This window comes from Haladaptatus sp. HS23 (assembly GCF_056892285.1).
The window spans coordinates 1,041,575-1,059,231 of record NZ_JBXGLH010000001.1 but is presented as its reverse complement, the minus strand read 5'-3'; the positions used below and the strand labels follow the sequence as shown (position 1 = coordinate 1,059,231).

The window sequence follows — 17,657 nt, the reverse complement described above, 5'->3', positions numbered from 1 at the left end:
CCGCAAACTAGCAAACGCCGTCCGGCGGTAGTTTCACGAGTGTCTCAGTCTTCCACGACTATCGAAACGACGGTACCCTCGTCGTCGAACGTCAATCGAAGTTCGTCGCCGAGAGGGATTTCCAGGCGAAGGCGAGGCGGGTTCTCATCGAGAACGGTCAAGTAGTCGCGGTGAAGCGCCCAGTCGAGGTTCCAGAGGTAGCGGTCTTCGAGCGAGACGCCGCGTTCCGCGTGAAACCCGACGACTCGCGGATGGTCGCGGACGAGACATCCGACCGGGAGATTCGCCATCGCCCAGCACTCCGCACAGGAAACGCGGAGCCTGTACGGGACGTTTCCAGTGCCGAGTTCGGGTCGATAGTCGGTGAGACTGCCGGTCATCCGAGAACCGCATTCCGGGCAGGTGCCGGCGGCCGCGAGAGCGTTCCACCGACGGGTCCACGCCTCGAAGGCGTCGAGGAGGTCATCGCGGCGGGTCGTCGGCGCTGGCGGGAAGGGGTTGTGCAGGAGTTCCTCGCCACAGGACCCACAGGCGATGTGAACGCGTTCTTCCTCGTAACGGGCGAAAAGCGCCGTGTCGCCACATTCGTAGCACGCTCCGGGTGCATCGAGGGTCGTCCCGTCGGCCTGGTCGGTGAACACGCCCGCGGTCAGCGCGCTCGCCACCTTGCGTCCCGCGTAGGTGAGCGCGTAGCCCTCCGATGATTTTCTGACGAACTGCCCGACGAGACGCTGAAGGTGGTAGTTGAAGTTGCCGCTGTCACGGAGTCCGACCCGCTGTTTGAGGTCGGCGTAGGAAAGCGAGGAGTGGCCGTCGCGGAACGCCCCTTGGAGTTCGTAGAGAATCGAGACGCGGCGCTCGTTGCCGATCGCGGCGAGCGCGTCGGCCGGGTCGGGTCGCTCGTCCTCCATGCCGGGGCGTTCGGTAACGGTCGGTAAAACCCCCGCGAAAGATGTCAGATTTCCATGTGCAATCGAGTGCGCAGAAGGAACTCGGTGCTGTCGCACGGTCGATTAGGTATGTGGCAGTCGAACCGGAACATCGGTCTCTACTACGCCTACAAGTCCACGAAGGCGGTGGAGTTCTACCGGCCGATAATGTATCTCTACTTCCTCTCGCTCGGCTTGGATTACACCGGAATCGCCGTCCTCGAAGGGATTTACAACGTCACGACCCTCGTCTCGGAGATTCCGACGGGGTATATCGGCGACCGGGTCGGCCGCCGGAACAGCCTGCTCATCGGGACGGCCATCATCACGCTGACGCTCGTCGGCATCGGCTTCGCGGAGGATTTCGCGCAACTCGCGGTGCTGTACGCCTGCTGGTCGTTCGGCTACACGTTCCGTTCGGGGAGCAGCGACGCGTGGCTCTACGACACCCTCACCGACGATTTGTCGGAGGATAGGTTCGCCTCCGTCCGCGGACGCGGACAGGCCGTCGCCCTGCTCGTCGGCGTCGTCGGGTCCGTCATCGGCGGCTATCTCGGGGACATCGACCTCGCCTATCCGTTTTTAGTCGCTGCAGGGATAACGGGGGTCGGTGTTCCGGTTCTCCTCGGGATGGACGAACCGGCGAGTTACGAGGAGAGCGAGTCCGACGAACTCGGCGTACGAGAAGCGGTCGGCGTGATTCGGGGGACGCTTTCACACCCGCGACTCAGGGCGTTCGTCGTCTACTACTTCGTCCTGTTCTCGGCGGTGTCCTACCTCGTGTTCATGTACGTCCAACCGGTGTTGGAGACGGTCCTTCCGGGAGTCGGGGTTCCGAAAGGGAGCGTCGAACCGCTTCTCGGTTGGTTTTACGCTGCCATCAGCCTCCTCTCGGCGGGGCTGAGCTACTACACCGGCGCGATTCGGGAGCGAATCGGTCTCAAGACGTGGTTCCTCGTGATTCCGTTCGTCGTCGGACTCGGTCTCGTCACGCTTCGTTTCGTCCCGGCGCTGGCGATTCCGGCGTTCCTGTTCGCGCGTGGTATCGCGGAGACGTCCCGCTCGCTCGCATCACAGTACGTCAACGACCGCATCGACACGCTCGGCCGGGCCACGGTTCTGTCCGCGCTCGCGATGGTCGGTTCCCTGACGGTCATCCCTTTCCAACTCGGGAGCGGCCTGCTTTCGGACGCCACCTCGCCGCTCACCGCGTTAGCGGTTGCGGGCGGGGTTCTCGTCGTCGGTTCGCTCGCCGTTCACGGATGGGAAGCGCCGATAAAATCCGCCACCGGAGGGCGCGCTGAGGCGGAGTAGCACCCGTATTCGGAATCTCTTTGAAGACAGAAACCCCACGCCCCCACATGAAGGTGTTCGGGTCGAGCGGAACGAGAGGGGTCGCCAACGACGAACTGACCCCGGAGTTCGTGCTCAAAATCGCGAAAGCGGCGGGGACGGTCTGGCGAACCGACCGGGTCGCACTGGCACGGGATACACGAGCCACGGGGGATATGCTCGCGGATGCGGCCGCCAGCGGGTTGGCCAGCGTCGGCGCGAACGTGGACCGTCTCGGCGTCGTTCCGACCCCCGGTGCACAGGCGTACGCCGAAACCGAGGGCGTTCCGGCGCTGATGATAACCGCCTCGCACAACCCGCCGGAGTACAACGGCGTGAAACTCATCGGCGACGACGGCATCGAACTGGCCGTCGGCAGCCTCGAACGGGTCGAGGAGAAGTTCCTCACCGAGAAGTTCGAGGAGGTCCGCTGGAGCGAGACGGGCCACAGCCACGTCATCGAGGACTCCCGCGAGCGGTACGTCTCCCAACTGCTCGATTCCATCGACGCGGACCGAATCGCCGACGCGAACCTCACCGTCGCGCTCGACCCCGGACACGGTGCCGGGTCGCTCACCTCACCCGAATTCTTCCGCAAACTCGGCTGTACCGTCGTCACAGCGAACAGCCAACCCGACGGCCACTTCCCCGGTCGTGACCCCGAACCCGTCCCCGGAAACCTCCGTGACCTCGGCCGATTGGTCGAAGCCAGCGGCGCTGACGTGGGTATCGCCCACGACGGCGACGCCGACCGCGCCATCTTCTACGACGAAACCGGCGAGTACATCGAGGGGGACGCCACGCTCGCCGCGCTCGCGGCCGCACAGCTCGAACCCGGCGACGCCGTCGTCTCCGCCGTCAACGTCTCTCAGCGCCTCGTCGATGTCGCACACGAGACGGGCGCACAGCTCGAACTGACGCCCATCGGCAGCACCAACATCATCACCCGAATCAGGGAATTAGAGGACCAAGACGTGTCCGTCCCCGTCGCAGGGGAGGGCAACGGCGGCGTCTTCTTCCCGAACTACCGATTGAGCCGTGACGGCGCGTACACCGCCGCAAAGTTCCTCGAACTGCTGGTCGACGAGCGCGCCAGCGCCATCGTCGAACCGTACAACGGCTATCAGAACGTTCGGACGAACATCTCTTACACGACGGACGCGGAACAGGACGCGCTCCTCGCCGCCGCCGAGGGAGCGGCGGCGGCGTCGAACGCCGAACTCAACACCCGCGACGGCTACCGGTTGGACTACGGCGACGCGTGGGTTCTCGCCCGTCCGAGCGGGACGGAACCGATGGTTCGAATCTACTCCGAGGCGCGAGAACGACACCGCGCCGAGGAACTCGCGGAGGAGATGGAAGACGCGCTTCGCGCGGCCAAAGCGAACGTCTGAGCGGTTCTCGATTCGTCCGAGCGATTTCCGATTTTCGACCCGAGCTGTTTCGTTCACCTACGCCGCGGATACGTATCGAGCGCGTCCGTCAGCGTGTCCTTTCTGTCCCGCACCCGTTCGAGTTCGTCGGTTACGTCGCCGCGAGCGAGTCGCTCGCGTTCGTCGTCGGTGAGTTCGGAACGCGCCTCGGCGGCGGTTCGGAGGCGTTCGAACTCGTCGTCGCGGGTGCGTTGTTCCACCTCGCGGAGTTGTGCGATGGTCTCCGGGGGAGCGAACCGGTCGGCGACCCGTATCGCCTCCTCACACCACCAGCGGAGTTCGTTCGCGGCGGCGGGCGGCCAGTCGATGGTGAGCGGTTCGGGTCCGAGACGGTCGAGGTACGTCTCGTTCGTGGCGACGGCACGCTTCAGTGCCCCCGGGTCGGTGACGTAGTGGTCGAGCTTCGACCGGGAGTAGTGGGCGTATTCGAGCAGTTCGGGAAGGGTGAGCTCCCCGGCGTCGCTGTCGAGGAGGTACGCACGGAGTTCGTCGGGCGGTGGCTGAAACTCGATGAGGGGATAGTGTTCGGTCGCGGCGAGGAATCCCATCAGTTCGCGGGCGTTCGCGTCGTGGGTGAACGACTCGAAGGCGTCCGTTATGGCGTCGTTGGCGGCGTCGATGGGTTCCCGAAGCAGTTCCGTCGGGGCGTCCAAGTCCGCGTCGCCGAGTTCCCGCAGTCGTTCGAGATGGCCGATTCGCTCCTCCAGTTCCGTCACCCGTCGTGAGACGGTGTGCCGAGCGTCACGGTAGCGCTTTCGAGCCTCGTTGCGTTCCTCGGAGAGGGAAAGGATTTCCTCGGCGGGGGAAAGGGCGCTTCGACCCTTCTCGAAATCGCGCTCGCTCAATCGACGTTTGTCGATGGCGGCTTCCGCGCGTTCGAACGCCTCGCGTTCGGGCAGGTCGTCGGGCAGGTTCTCCACGAGGTCGGCGAACTGCCCTTGGAACTGGACGAACGCCTCGAAGTCGCCGGTCCCCGTCGCGCGATGTTCGTAGCGGTCGAACAGACGGGTCGCGCGGTCGTAGGCATCGGAGACGGCGCGGATGGACTCCTCGCCGTACTCGGCGACCGCGGCGTTCGCCTCTCGACACTCCTCGTCGGCGTCGCGGAGTTCGGAAAGCGGATCACTCATAGGTCTCGTCGGGGTCGAACACCGGTTCGCCGACGATTTCCGTCTCGGCGGTGACGGCGGTTTCGGTCGACTCTTCGTCACGCTGTACCGATTCGACGGTTCGGTAGAAACACGACTCGTAGCCCACGTGGCAGGCACCGCCTTCCTGTTCGACGCGGTAGAGGAGGGTGTCCGCGTCGCAATCGACGCGGACCTCCTCGATTCGCTGGACGTTCCCGCTGGTTCCGCCCTTCTTCCAGAGTTCGTCCCGGCTCCGGGAGTAGTAGTGTGCGAACCCGGTTTCGATGGTCTTTTCGACCGCTTCCGGCGAGACGTAGGCCAGCATGAGTACGTCCCCAGTGTCGGCGTCCTGTGCGATCGCGGGGAGCAGTTCGGCGTCGTCGAACGCGAAGGTGACTTCGGACGACTCGTTCATGGTTGAACGAACGAATCGGTGAAGAATAGGCTTTTCCGCTCGGGAATAAAATATGTCGAGTTTGTCATTTTCGCCTCAGTCTTCGACCAGTTCCGCGAAGTCGTCCATCGGGATTATCTCCATCGTCTGGATGTCCATCCCGTGGCTTTCGACCGCGAGGCCCGCTTTGAACGCGGTGTCGCGGTCCGGAGCCTCGAAGATGAGGAGGAAGTCGTACTCTCCGAGCACGGCAAAGCTTCCGTCGAGTTCGACGCCGAACTCCTCGAATTCCAGACGGATGTCGCCCCACGTCGAGACGAGTTCTTGGGCGTTTTGGACGCTCGTTCGGATGTCGACGAGTGCAACGTACTTCGCCATGGATGAATGGTCGGTTTCCGTCGGAAAAACGGTTATAGCCAACCTCTCAAAACACCCCTATTACATGCGGCGACGGAGGGAGGGGGTATTGAGGTTCGGACTTACCACGCTGTTCCCGTTCTCATCGGGAGTTCATCGCTGCCTAACCAAGAATAACGCAGTATACCGGGTCGGATGGCGAAGATAGCGAACGGTATTACCGAGTACCAACGGGTGATGTTTCCGCTCTGCGTGAGAAATCGAATAAACGGTAGACTGGATTGAAGACGGTATGTGCCGACGTTCGACGCCAGCGACGCTGGCGAAATAAGACAATCTCGTGGGTCGGTTCGTCAATCGTCGTAGAGGAAAACAATGACACAAGAGAAACAATCGAGGAAATCCCGAGGAACCCGTCGTGGCTTCCTAAAGCGTGGAACGATACTCTCCGGGTTGCTCATCACCGGGAGTTCACAGACGGCACTCGCACAACCGACGACGACACTCGAACCGATCACGTCGGGTGCGCAGGGAACGACTCAAAGCACGACCGGAACACAGCAAGGTGGCGGGACGCCCGATGGAGCACAGCAGGCGGCTCTGAAAGGAGCGAAGCAGGGTGTTGCCAGCGCGGAAAGCCAGGGTGCGAACGTGACCGGGGCACAGCGACAGGCCGCGATTCAAGGAGCTACTCAAGGGGCAACGCAGGTCAATCAGAACGTTAACGTCAACGTCATCCAGAACGCCGCGGCAGGCGCGGCGGAAGGTTCGATACTCGGCGCGGTTAACCAGAACGTCAACGTCAACGTCATCCAGAACGCTGCGGCAGGCGCGGCACAAGGTGCTATCAACCAGAATGCGAACGTCAACGTCGTTCAAAACGCCGCGGCCGGCGCGGCGAAAGGGTGTGTGAAAGGGGCGTCCGCCAACCAGAATGCGAACGTCAACGTGATACAGAACGCCGCTCTCGGCGCGGCAAAAGGGTGTGTGAAAGCCGGAACGGTCAATCAGAACGCCAACGTTAACGTCATTCAAAACGCTGCGGCAGGCGCGGCACAGGGTGGCGTACAGGGGGCAGTGAACCAAAACGTCAACGTTAACGTCATTCAAAGCGCGGTCGTCGGTGCAGCACAGGGGGCCGTACAGGGGGCAGTGAACCAGAACGTCAACATCAACGTCGTTCTCAACGCCGCGGCCGGAGCGGCACAGGGCGGCGTTCAGGCCGGAGCGGTCAACCAGAACGTCAACATCAACGTTATCCTCAATGCCGCACTCGGTGCAGCGCAAGGAGCCATCAACCAGAACGTCAACATCAACGTCGTTCTCAACGCCGCGGCCGGCGCGGTGCAAGGCGCCATACAGGGGGCAGTGAACCAGAACGTCAACATCAACGTCGTTCTCAACGCCGCGGCCGGCGCGGCGAAAGGCGCGCTCAATCAGAACGTCAACATCAACGTCATTCTCAACGCCGCGGCCGGCGCGGCGCAGGGATGTGTTCAATCGGGTGCAGTCAATCAGAACGTCAACATCAACGTCATCCTTAACGCCGCGTTCGGTGCCGCACAGGGGGCCACCACTGCGGCCCAGCAGAATCCGGGCGTCTCCGCAAAAGGTGTGAAAGCCGCAGCCTTGGGTGGCGCGACTGGCGCCGTCAAATTGGGAGCGACCAACCAGAACGTCAACGTCAACGTCATCCTGAACGCAGCGGCAAACGGCGCGCAACAAGGGGTCCAAGCGGCAGCAAACGGTGCATCTCCACAGGAGGTACAGCAGACGGCAGCAAACCAAGCAGAAGAAGGTCAGGGACAAGGAACCCAACAGCCCGGAACGTCCGGCGGCGAAACCGCAGGCGGCGGAACCTCGGGTGGTGAAACGTCCGGTGGCGGGACCTCGGGTGGCGGAACATCGGGTGGTGAAACGTCCGGTGGCGGGACCTCGGGTGGTGGAACGTCAGGCGGTGGAAACTCGAGCCAATAGCTACGGTTCCATCACTTCGAAAACATCGCGGTCACCGTCCTTGATTTCGTTCGCGACCGTACTCACGTCGGCGAACTCGACGCCCGATTTCGCCTGCATGTGGCCTATCAACTCCTCCAATCGAGTCGTCCGAGGCGGTTGCCCGACCACCTGCGGGTGCATCGCCAGCGTGAAAATCCCGTTATCCACGTTCTCGCACATCCAGTCGAACTGCGCCCGCCAGAGGTCGAACACCGAGCGCTCGTCGGCGAAGCCCCACAGAATCGACTGCTCCCAGACGAACATCAGCGCCGGGAAGTCCGCCCGTTTCCACGAAATCGGAATCTCCACGATGTCGCTTTTCTCCCCGATTTCGTACGGTTTGTCCTGCGGTGCACTCCAGTTTTTCCGAAGGTGGTACGGCCGGAAGTCGTTACCCATCTGGCTCGAATCCCACTCGAACCCTAATTCGTCCAGAATGTCGAGCGTGTTCGCCGAAAACTCCCACGCGGGTGACCGGAAACCGACCGGCGGACTGCCCGTGATGTCCTCGATGTTCGTCATCGCACGTCGGTACTCGTCCTTTTCTTGCTCTTTGCTGTCGAACGTACTCGGGTTGACGTGCCGCCAACCGTGACACTGAACGTCGTAACCGCGGTCGTGAACCTCTCCGACGCGGTCGGGAAAGCTCTCTATCGTGTGTCCGGGGACGAACCACGTCGCCGGGATTCCATGCTTGTCGTGCAGGTCGAGGAGGCGCGGGGCACCGACCCACGCGCCGTACACACCGCGGGACAGTTGGGTAGGCGCGTCTCCGGCCCCGAAGGTGTGAATCCATACCGATACCGCGTCGAAGTCGTAGGTCAGACAGACGGTCGCGTTGGTCATCGGAGAACGCGACGACGGGTATCGGCTTACCTGTAGCTCATTGGTACAGTCCTGTGTGTTGTTGGATTACGGGCACCGGACTGGAACCCATCACAGCCCGTGCCACACCCGCACAAGAGATATATACCGTTCCGCGAGTATCTTCGGATGAGCAACACGATGCTAGGTGACTGCTTTACACGCCGGGTTCTCGCCCGCTAACCTAGTCACCACCATCGTCGTTTTCCCGCCCGTTTCCGACCCGGAGAGCCACGCGTATCCGAGCGTGGACGGTCACGCCCACGTTCGCGTGGAGAGCCGTCCATATCCGCGGAACCGGCCGGTCGAAGCGGGACGGCGCTCCATCGAAATCGAAAATCACCAGTCACAACCATGAACCAACAATCACACGACGCAGTAGTCGTATCGCTTCCCGACGGCTCGAAACGGGAGTTCGACGGACCGATTTCGGTCTCGAACGTCGCTTACGACATCGGGCCGGGACTCGGGGAGGACTGTCTCGCCGGAATCGTGGACGGCGAACTCGTCGCCGCGGAGTATCGAATCGAGTCGAACGCGGACCTTCGAATCGTCACGCCGGATGACAACGATTACGTCCGCGTTCTCAGGCACTCCGCGGCACACGTCCTCGCGCAGGCCGTACTGCGACTGTTCCCGGACGCGGAACTCGCCATCGGGCCGCCGACGGACGAGGGGTTTTACTACGACTTCGGCGGCCTCGACGTCGAGGAGGCGGACCTCGCGGACGTCGAAGACGAAATGCGGGACATCGTCGCGGAGGACTACGACATCGTCCGAGAGGAGGTCTCTCCCGAAGAGGCACGCGAGCGACTCGCCGACCAGCCCTACAAACTCGAACTCCTCGACGACATCCCCGACGACGAACCGGTCACGTTCTACCGCCAAGGGGAGTTCGGAGACCTCTGTGCCGGACCGCACGTCGATTCCACGGGGAGAGTCGGTGCGCTCTCGCTCCTCGAAATCGCGGGTGCCTACTGGCGCGGCGAGGAGGACGAGGCGATGCTCACGCGGATTTACGGCACGGCGTTCGAGCGCGACTCCGAACTGGAGGAATACCTCGAACGGCGGAAGGAAGCCCAAAAGCGCGACCATCGGAAAATCGGGCGTGAGATGGACCTGTTCTCGGTGCCCGACCACTCGCCGGGGTGTGTCAACTTCCACCCGAACGGGATGGCGATTCGGCGCGAACTGGAGGAGTACGTCCGCGAGAAGAACGACGAATTAGGCTACGAAGAGGTGAAGACGCCCGAACTCAACCACACGGGGCTCTGGAAGAAGTCGGGCCACTACGACCACTTCAAGGAGCAAGGCGAGATGTTCGCGTGGGAGCAAAACGGTCACGAATACGGTCTGAAGCCGATGAACTGTGCGAATCACGCGAGCATCTACGGCGATCAGCGTCGGTCCTATCGTGACTTGCCACTCCGTTTCTCGGAGTTCGGGATGTGCTATCGAAACGAACAGTCCGGCGAACTCTCGGGGATGTTGCGGGTGCGCGGGTTCGCGCAGGACGACGGCCACGCCTTCGTCCGCCGCGACGGAATCCGTGAGGAGATCGCTCGCACGCTGTCGGTCATCGACGGCATGTACGAGGCCTTCGGTTTGGACGCCCACCTCGTACTGGAGACGAAACCCGACGACGCCGTCGGCGACGACGAACGCTGGGAGGAGGCACACGAGGCGCTTCGGAACGCGCTGGACGACGAAGGGTTGGACTACGACGTGGCCGAGGGCGAAGGCGCGTTCTACGGGCCGAAAATCGCCATCAACGTCGAGGACGCCATCGGTCGAGAGTGGACGATCGGAACGGTCCAATTGGACTTCGTCCAACCCGAACTCCTCGGAATCAGTTACGTCGGCGAGGACAACGAGGAACACCGCCCGGTGATGATTCATCGCGCCCTCCTCGGGTCGCTGGAGCGATTCATGGGCGTGTTCATCGAACACGTCGCCGGGAAGTTCCCGCTCTGGTTGGCACCTGAACAGGTGCGGGTCCTCCCCATCACGGACGATGAATCGGACTACGCGGCGGTAATCGCGGACGAACTCGGGGACTTTCGCGTCGAGGTGGACGACAGGGACTGGACGCTTGGGAAGAAAATTCGCGCGGGCCACGACGACCGCGTCCCGTACATGGTCATCGTCGGCAGCGACGAGACGGAGTCAGGGACGGTTTCGGTGCGCGACCGGGCGGAACGACAGCAGGGCGGCTTCGAACTCGCCGAGTTTCGACGTCATGTAGCGGACGAACGGGACGAAAAGCGACTTCGGCCGGACCTCCTCGACTGACCCGCCCACGAGTCGTACCCACATAGGTGTGCCTAAACACGGTGAATCCATCATCGAAGTGTTCAAGGTTGCACGATGATGAGTAGAGGGGTATGAACCGAGCAGAGAAGGCCAATCTCCAACTACAGGCCGTCTCCGTCCTTCGAATGCTCAAGGAGACTCGAACGTACGACGAACTCGCCGAGGTGACCGAACTCCCCGCGGGCGACCTGAACCGCTACGTGAACGGACACGTCCTCCCGAGTCCCGACCGTGCAGAAACGGTCGTGGAAGGGGTCGGTCGCGAACAACTCGCCGAAGAGTTGCAGGCCCGAACCCGCCTCGACCCGGAAGGGTACGTGGACAACTCCGGCGTCGTCTTCGACCAGTCGTTCCTCGACCTCGTGGCCCCCGTCGCCGTCGAAACGTTCGACTTCGACCTGCCCGACGTGGTGCTGACCGCGGCGACGGACGGCATCACCCTCGCCGCCGCGATGGCGAGTTACTTCGGCGCGCGCTGTGCCTACGCGAAGAAGTCGAAAGAGACCGCAGTCGAGGAGTTCATCGAGGCCCGCCAGCGACTCGCCTCGGGCATCGAACTCACCTACTACCTTCCCGCGTCGGCCATCGCGCCCGGCGAAACCGTCCTCGTCGTGGACGACCTCATCCGCTCGGGCGAGACGCAGGAACTCCTCCTCGACATCGCCGAGGACGCGGACGCGAACATCGGCGGCGTCTTCGCGCTCATCGCGGCCGGAAACGAGGGAATCGAACGAGCGCAGGGACGAACCGACGCACCCGTCGGCTCGTTGGCATCGTTCGAATAGCCGCCCGTTAACACACGGAAGTAGTCATCGTCGTGTGAATTTTGGACCGATACGGTCGAACTATTCGACGACATATACATGTTTACGTATAGATGGCTAGATTCGATGAGAACTGTTAAGTAGGTATTCGCGTTTATGCTCATTCGTGAATCATGGGGCTCAAAGACATCACCAGTAATCAAGGGACCTCCGGTTCGACGGGGTCGTTGGCCGACTACTTCGGTTTCGAGGAACACGACACCGACCTCGGAACGGAAGTCATCGCGGGGATAACGACGTTCCTGACGATGAGTTACATCGTCGTCGTGAACCCGTCGATTCTCGCGCAAGCGATCAAACTGTCGGGGTATTCAGCAAGTCAAACGCAGTCCATGCTCGCCGTCGTCACCATCATCGCTGCCGCGGTGGCGACGCTCGTGATGGGGTTGTACGCGAATCGACCGTTCGCGCAGGCCCCCGGCCTTGGCCTGAACGCCTTCTTTGCGTTTACCGTCGTCGGCGTCCTCGGGGTACCGTGGCAAACCGCACTCGCGGCGGTTGTGGTCGAAGGTCTCATTTTCATCGCACTCACCGCAATCGGCGCTCGTGAGTACATCATTCGATTGTTCCCGGAACCCGTGAAGTTCGCAGTTGGCACCGGTATCGGCCTGTTCCTCGCAATCATCGGCCTGGAAGCGATGGGTGTGATCACGGGCGATGGTGGTACCATCATTGCGCTCGCACAGGTCGGCCAAAATCCAGTCGCAATCGTCTCGATTGTAGGTCTGTTCCTCACTTTCGCGCTCTACGCCCGTGGTTTTCCAGGGTCCATCATCCTCGGAGTCATCGCAACGACCGCGATGGGGTACGGGGCGGAGTGGTTGGGCCTAGTGAGCAGCGGAACACTCACGCCCGATTCGGCCTCCGTCACGTACAACATCATGCCGGTCGCCGGCGCGTTCGTTTCCGGTCTGAAGGAAGTCGAGGCGTTCACGTTCGCGCTCATCGTGTTCACCTTCTTCTTCGTGGACTTCTTCGACACCGCCGGAACGCTCGTCGGCGTCGGGCAAATCGGCGGCTTCCTCGACGAAGACGGTGACCTCCCCGATATCGACAAACCGCTGATGGCCGACGCCATCGGCACCACCGTCGGCGGCATGCTCGGTACCTCGACGGTGACGACGTACATCGAATCCGCCTCCGGCGTCGAAGAGGGCGGTCGAACGGGCATGACGGCGGTCGTCGTCGGTGTCCTGTTCCTCCTGTCCCTCGCTTTCGTCCCCATCGCTGCCGCGATTCCACAGTACGCCTCCCACATCGCGTTAGTGGTCATCGGCGTCGTGATGCTCCAGAACGTGGTCGATATCGACTGGAGCGACGTGACGAACACGGTTCCCGCCGGGATGACCATCCTCGTCATGCCGTTCACTTACTCCATCGCCTACGGCATCGCCGCGGGCATCGTCTCCTACCCCATCGTCAAACTCGCCGCTGGTGAACTCGAAGACACCCGCCCCGGACACTGGGCGCTCGCCGTCGCGTTCGTGATTTACTTCTTCGTTCGGACGAGCGGTATCCTGCAAGGGAACGTCTGAGCCTCCCCGTCGCTTCGCGTTTCGAAACCCGGCGGATTTCCTCGCGAACAGCACACTCTTATTTCTCTCGTCCCTATGCGTGGGTATGTCGAACCTCGAACTGTACGAACTCAAGGGCTGCCCGTTCTGCGCGAAAGTCAAATCCAAGCTCGACGAACTCGGATTGGAGTACGAATCGCATTACGTCCCGCGAAGCCATGGGGAGCGAACGGAAGTGAAAGAGATCAGCGGCCAGACTGGGGTGCCGGTGCTTGTCGATGCAGAACACGGCATCGAGGGAATGCCGGAAAGCGACGACATCAACGAGTACTTGGAGAAGACGTACGGAGCGTAGACGACCGGACGACGCAGTCAGCGAACGTTCCGAGTTTTGTTTCGTGCCGGATAACGGTCGTACCTCGTTCGAGAGGGCAGTTTTTCGGGTGTATCGGAATGAGAGGGCCGTCGCTGTCGGGAGAGCGAACGTGAAAATCGCGGTTGACGACGTTACGCTTCCGCGCGTTCTCGAATCAGTTTGCGGAGTTCGTCCGCGTCGTCGATTCCCTCTATCTCCTCGCGTTCGACCAGCGCGGTTCCATCGACCGTCTCACGCCGCGCTTCGTCCACGAAGTAGACGGAGCGGGTGTGAGCGACGCGGCTGATGGAACTCATGATTCGAGCGCGCTTCTCGGCGGTTCGGGTGAACGCCGAGTGACTCGTCAGCATCCGGTCGTCGCTGTCGTCCTCGCTGACCGTTCTGAACGGTGCGCGTTGCGTGGGATGGACCGTGAGGCCGACCCGAGTGAGCGTGGAGAACATGTCCTTGTCGTCCGGTTCGGCGGTCGGTTCCTCCCTGTCCTCCTCCGTCACCTCGTCGGCACCGTCGAACACCTCGACCGGACTCGTCAGTTCGCGGTCGAAGAGCGCTTCCAGTTCGACGGCCACCTCGACGCTGGCGTTCATGCCGCCTTCGTACTTCGAGACGGTGCGTCGGGAGACGCCGAGTTCGGACGCCAACTGTCCGAGGCTCCACCCTCGGTCTTGGCGCTCGTCGCGGAGGATGTCGCCGTCGATGTTGACGTACAGGCCGCCGGGTGCCGCGTACACGAGCGGCGGGACGCCCTCGACGAACAGGTCCACCGCCGTATCGGGGCTGAACACCGGAACGCCGTGGCGGAAGTACACCACGCCGGGTTCGAGGTCCTGATTCCTCGTCCTGAGACCGAGCACCAACGGCGTCGCGTCGAGATACGTACCGAGCCGTCGCATTTCGATACCCGTCTGGGCGTCGAACGCGTCGATGTTGCCGAGGATCTTCAACAGCAACAGATCTGGTCCTCGTCGCGCTGCCACGTCGAAGCTCTTTGGTCGGATGGCACACCGGTCGCTGACCACGAACCCTGCGTCCTCTAGCATCGCAGTCACGTTTCCGACCAGTGCAGACCGGGACATGGTGACGGGTAAGTGATTCCAGTATAAAGGCGTTTTGGCGATGAACATCGCCGCCCTCTTGCGATTGGAAAAATCACCGGCGATAGATTCATATACGCTGGATTTCTTCGAAAGCGGTTAGTTCGCCACGCCGTAACCACCGGACGTGACCGTCATCGGTCTCGACGACACCGACTCCCGAACCCGGGGAATGTGTACGACGTACCTCGCGGCGCGACTCGCAGCGCGGATTCGAGACGCCGGGGGAAGCGTGGAGCGACTGCTCCTCGTCCGACTCAACCCCGCCGTGAAGCACAAGACCCGCGGCAACGCCGCGCTGGCGATTCACACGGATTTCGCCCCGGAGCGGGCGTTCGAGGTCGGACGCGAGGAGTTGTCCGCTGCCGCCGAGACCGACGACCCGAGGACGAACCCCGGCCTCGTCGTCGCGCCGCACGGCCCCGACGGGATTCCCGAGGAAGTGGCCGACTTCGCGGGACGCGCCGTTCGGGAACTCTTCTCCCGCGAGGAGGCCGAAACGCGAATCGAGGCCGCGGGCTATCGCCACGCCGGATGGAAGAACGGACGGGGGAAAATCGGCGCGCTGGCGGCAATCGGCGCACACGCCGCCTTTTCGGACTGGACCTACGAACACATCTCCTACCGCGAACCTGAGCGGTGGGGGACGCCCCGCGACGTGGATTTCGACTCGGCCTTCGCGGCCGCAAACGAGGGCTATCCCGACGTGTGGGACACGGTCGACCGCGGAACCGGCGAGGCGGTCTGCGTTCCACACACGCCGTGTCCCATCCTCTACGGGATTCGCGGCGACGACCCGGACGCCGTTCGACGCGTCGCCACGGAAATCGACGGCGAATCCGTCGCCCGGACCGCTCTCTTCGTGACGAATCAAGGAACGGACGCCCACCTTCGAGACGCCCACCTTCACGCGGTCGAAAACGATAGCGCGTACCGAGTGACCGGAACCGTCTCGTCTGACCCCGAAACCCGACGGGGCGGGCACGTCTTTTTCACCATGACGGACGACGGGACCGAACTCCCGTGTGCGGCCTTCGAACCGACGAAGCGCTTCCGCGACCACGTTCGGAACCTCCGTCCCGGCGACCGAATTACGGCCTGCGGTGAGGTGACGAAGGGAACCCTGAAACTGGAGAAGTTCGCGGTGCGGTCGCTCGACGCGACGGAACTCGCGACGCCGAACTGCCCCGACTGCGGTCGCTCGATGAAGAGCGCGGGGGCCGGACAGGGCTACCGCTGTCGGCGCTGCAAGACGCGAGCGGACGGGAAGGTCGAGCGAAGGATCGACCGCGAACTCGAACGGGGATGGTACGAGGTGCCGCCGGAGGCCCGCCGCCACATCGCGAAACCGCTCGTCAGGGGCGGGTTCGACGCGCCGACGCATCCCGAGCGGTAAGTCGCGGCGAATCAGGCAACGAAAAACTCGGACGCGGTCTCGAAGCGTTCCAGTTGTGCGTTCCGAAACCGTCGTTCCGAGCGGTCGAACTCCGTCGGCGAGAGGAATGCCGCGTCGTTGGCGTCCGAACCCGGAACGACGGACCCCGTGGTCCGCTCGCGGGAAACGACGTAGCCGATGGAGACGACGTACTTCTCGCGGAACGGGTCGAACGAGCGCGCATCGAGGAGTGAGAGGTCGTCCGGGTCGACGGACAATCCCGTCTCCTCTCGGAGTTCACGGGCCGCGCCGACCGCGGGCGACTCGCCAAGTTCGAGGTGACCGCCCGGAATCGTCCACTCGCCCCGACCCGGTTCGGCGGAGCGTTGGACGACGAGAACACGGGCATCGTCCACGACGGCGACGCCCGCGCACGGAACCGGGTTGTGCCAAACGACCTGCTCGCAGTCCGGGCAGAAGTCGCGTTCCGTGTACTCCACCTCCGTCGTCGTCAGTTCGGTTCCGCAGTACGGGCAGTTGCTCGGCGGACGGTTGACCATTCGAATCGAGGGTAGAGGAGGAACGGTAAAACGAGGTCGGTACGCGGCAAGTGCTACGATTTCAAACCGCTACCGGTGAGGGGAACGACCACGTCCGTGTCGCCGGCCAAAACCCCACGGTCGCGGTATTCCGTCAGGCCGGCCACGGCCACCGCGCTCGTCGGTTCGACGTAGAAACCGGTTCGGTGCAGTTTATCGAGTGCCGTTTGCGTCGCACCTGCATCCAGCGCGATGGCGTCGCCGTCCGTGGCCTCGATGGCTTCCAAAATCCCGTCACGGCGGGCGGGATGCGTTATCTGAATCCCGTCGGCGACGTCGTTGCGCTCGTCGCGGCCGTCAGCGTCGCTCCCGTCATCGGTTTGGCGTTCGTCCGCGATGGGGGAGACGCCTTCGGCCTGCACCCCGAGGAGACGCGGCATCGAATCGGTCCATCCCGCGTCGAGGAGGGCGCGGAAGCCGCGGTACGCGCCGAGGAAGAGCGTTCCGTGGCCCAGCGGGGTCACGACGGCGTCCGGAAGGTTCCAATCGCGTTGGGCGGCGAGTTCCAGTGCAAATGTCATCGTCCCCGCGAAGAAGGCCGGGTTCCACGCGTGGCTGGCGTACCAGCCGTCACCGTTTTCGACCGCTTCGATACAGGCGTCGGTGACGTCCTGTCTGCTCCCCCCGATGCGAACGGGCGTCGCACCGGCACACTCGATGGCCTTCAGTTTCGACGCCTTCGCGTCCGCCGGGACGTAAATTCTGGCGTCGATACCCGCACGGGCGGCGTACTGGGCAATCGCCGCACCCGCGTTGCCCGAGGAGTCTTCGAGAACCGTATCGACGCCGAGTTCGGCGGCGCGGGAGAGGGTCGTGGTCGCACCGCGGTCCTTGAAACTACCCGATGGGAAGACACAATCGAGTTTGAACTGCGCGTCCCAACCGTTCGCATCGGCGAGCGGCGTGAACCCCTCGCCGAGGCTGGCAACGCGGCGAACGGGGAGGAACTCCTCGAAGGCCCACAGGCCGTCCCGCGTGTCGATGTCGGTGAAATCGGGCGCGGGGCCGTCGGGAAGCGGTTGCTCGGTGAAATCCAGCGGATGGCCGCAGTCACATCGCCACGGCTCGTCCGCTCCGGGGGCGTACTCGTTCCCGCAAGCGGGACAGGAGAGGGTGGAGAACATG

Annotated in this window: 17 protein-coding genes; 9 read left to right on the top strand and 8 right to left on the bottom strand. The window is 63.0% G+C overall.

From position 1 onward, the window contains the following. Positions 1-44: 44 nt before the first annotated feature. Positions 45-911: a DUF7351 domain-containing protein gene (locus AC1XDK_RS05770; protein ID WP_483348831.1), complete on the bottom strand. Its 867-nt coding sequence runs from the start codon at positions 909-911 to the stop codon at positions 45-47. Positions 912-1,019: 108 nt separating this feature from the next. Here AC1XDK_RS05770 and AC1XDK_RS05765 point away from each other — a divergent pair, with 108 nt between their 5' ends. After that, positions 1,020-2,243 carry an MFS transporter gene (locus AC1XDK_RS05765; protein ID WP_483348829.1) on the top strand — a complete coding sequence of 408 codons (1,224 nt, stop codon included), beginning with the start codon at positions 1,020-1,022 and terminating at the stop codon, positions 2,241-2,243. A 47-nt stretch (positions 2,244-2,290) separates the two neighbouring features. Next, on the top strand, positions 2,291-3,655 hold the full coding sequence (gene glmM, locus AC1XDK_RS05760; protein WP_483348828.1) for a phosphoglucosamine mutase: 1,365 nt from the start codon (positions 2,291-2,293) through the stop codon (positions 3,653-3,655). A 53-nt stretch (positions 3,656-3,708) separates the two neighbouring features. Here glmM and AC1XDK_RS05755 read toward each other — a convergent pair whose 3' ends face one another. The 3 genes from AC1XDK_RS05755 to AC1XDK_RS05745 all read right to left on the bottom strand — a co-directional run bounded on the left by AC1XDK_RS05755 (position 3,709) and on the right by AC1XDK_RS05745 (position 5,596). Continuing rightward, positions 3,709-4,824, bottom strand: coding sequence for a DUF7118 family protein (locus AC1XDK_RS05755; RefSeq protein ID WP_483348827.1), 1,116 nt, complete (start codon positions 4,822-4,824; stop codon positions 3,709-3,711). Further along, positions 4,817-5,239, bottom strand: coding sequence for a phosphoribosyl-AMP cyclohydrolase (gene hisI, locus AC1XDK_RS05750; RefSeq protein ID WP_483348826.1), 423 nt, complete (start codon positions 5,237-5,239; stop codon positions 4,817-4,819). Before hisI ends, AC1XDK_RS05755 begins: the two co-directional genes overlap by 8 nt. A 75-nt stretch (positions 5,240-5,314) precedes the next feature. Next, a complete protein-coding gene (locus tag AC1XDK_RS05745; RefSeq protein ID WP_483348825.1) occupies positions 5,315-5,596 on the bottom strand; it encodes a GYD domain-containing protein in 282 nt (93 codons plus the stop codon). 354 nt (positions 5,597-5,950) lie between these two features. Between AC1XDK_RS05745 and AC1XDK_RS05740 the strand changes: the two genes are divergently transcribed. After that, the gene (locus AC1XDK_RS05740; RefSeq protein WP_483348823.1) at positions 5,951-7,552 is read left to right on the top strand and encodes a hypothetical protein; all 1,602 of its coding nucleotides are present in this window, start codon (positions 5,951-5,953) and stop codon (positions 7,550-7,552) included. On the opposite strand, the gene AC1XDK_RS05735 is transcribed toward AC1XDK_RS05740, so the two are convergent. Continuing rightward, entirely contained in the window at positions 7,553-8,419 is an 867-nt protein-coding gene (locus AC1XDK_RS05735; RefSeq protein ID WP_483348822.1) for a polysaccharide deacetylase family protein, read from the bottom strand. It abuts the gene before it with no gap. Between the two features lie 166 nt (positions 8,420-8,585). Between AC1XDK_RS05735 and AC1XDK_RS05730 the strand changes: the two genes are divergently transcribed. The 5 genes from AC1XDK_RS05730 (at position 8,586) to AC1XDK_RS05710 (ending at position 13,443) form a co-directional block, all read left to right on the top strand. Further along, positions 8,586-8,795, top strand: a complete 210-nt coding sequence (locus AC1XDK_RS05730) for a hypothetical protein (RefSeq protein ID WP_483348821.1) — start codon at positions 8,586-8,588, stop codon at positions 8,793-8,795. Continuing rightward, the gene (thrS, locus tag AC1XDK_RS05725; RefSeq protein WP_483348820.1) at positions 8,792-10,729 is read left to right on the top strand and encodes a threonine--tRNA ligase; all 1,938 of its coding nucleotides are present in this window, start codon (positions 8,792-8,794) and stop codon (positions 10,727-10,729) included. Before AC1XDK_RS05730 ends, thrS begins: the two co-directional genes overlap by 4 nt. A 92-nt stretch (positions 10,730-10,821) precedes the next feature. Then, entirely contained in the window at positions 10,822-11,535 is a 714-nt protein-coding gene (locus tag AC1XDK_RS05720; RefSeq protein WP_483348819.1) for a phosphoribosyltransferase family protein, read from the top strand. A gap of 152 nt (positions 11,536-11,687) precedes the next feature. After that, complete coding sequence (locus tag AC1XDK_RS05715) at positions 11,688-13,109, top strand: NCS2 family permease (RefSeq protein WP_483348817.1); 1,422 nt, start codon at positions 11,688-11,690, stop codon at positions 13,107-13,109. 85 nt (positions 13,110-13,194) lie between these two features. Then, positions 13,195-13,443 (top strand): glutaredoxin family protein, encoded by a 249-nt coding sequence (locus tag AC1XDK_RS05710; RefSeq protein ID WP_483348816.1) that lies wholly within the window; start codon positions 13,195-13,197, stop codon positions 13,441-13,443. A 152-nt stretch (positions 13,444-13,595) separates the two neighbouring features. Here AC1XDK_RS05710 and AC1XDK_RS05705 read toward each other — a convergent pair whose 3' ends face one another. Next, positions 13,596-14,540, bottom strand: a complete 945-nt coding sequence (locus AC1XDK_RS05705) for a transcriptional regulator (protein WP_483348815.1) — start codon at positions 14,538-14,540, stop codon at positions 13,596-13,598. 145 nt (positions 14,541-14,685) lie between these two features. Between AC1XDK_RS05705 and AC1XDK_RS05700 the strand changes: the two genes are divergently transcribed. Continuing rightward, positions 14,686-15,954 carry a TiaS agmantine-binding domain-containing protein gene (locus AC1XDK_RS05700; protein ID WP_483348813.1) on the top strand — a complete coding sequence of 423 codons (1,269 nt, stop codon included), beginning with the start codon at positions 14,686-14,688 and terminating at the stop codon, positions 15,952-15,954. An 11-nt stretch (positions 15,955-15,965) separates the two neighbouring features. Here the strand turns inward: AC1XDK_RS05700 and AC1XDK_RS05695 are convergent, their stop codons facing one another. Together AC1XDK_RS05695 and AC1XDK_RS05690 are read right to left on the bottom strand one after the other, a co-directional pair. Beyond that, complete coding sequence (locus AC1XDK_RS05695; RefSeq protein WP_483348812.1) at positions 15,966-16,493, bottom strand: NUDIX domain-containing protein; 528 nt, start codon at positions 16,491-16,493, stop codon at positions 15,966-15,968. Positions 16,494-16,546: 53 nt separating this feature from the next. Continuing rightward, the gene (locus AC1XDK_RS05690; RefSeq protein WP_483348811.1) at positions 16,547-17,656 is read right to left on the bottom strand and encodes a pyridoxal-phosphate dependent enzyme; all 1,110 of its coding nucleotides are present in this window, start codon (positions 17,654-17,656) and stop codon (positions 16,547-16,549) included. Position 17,657 lies beyond the last annotated feature (1 nt).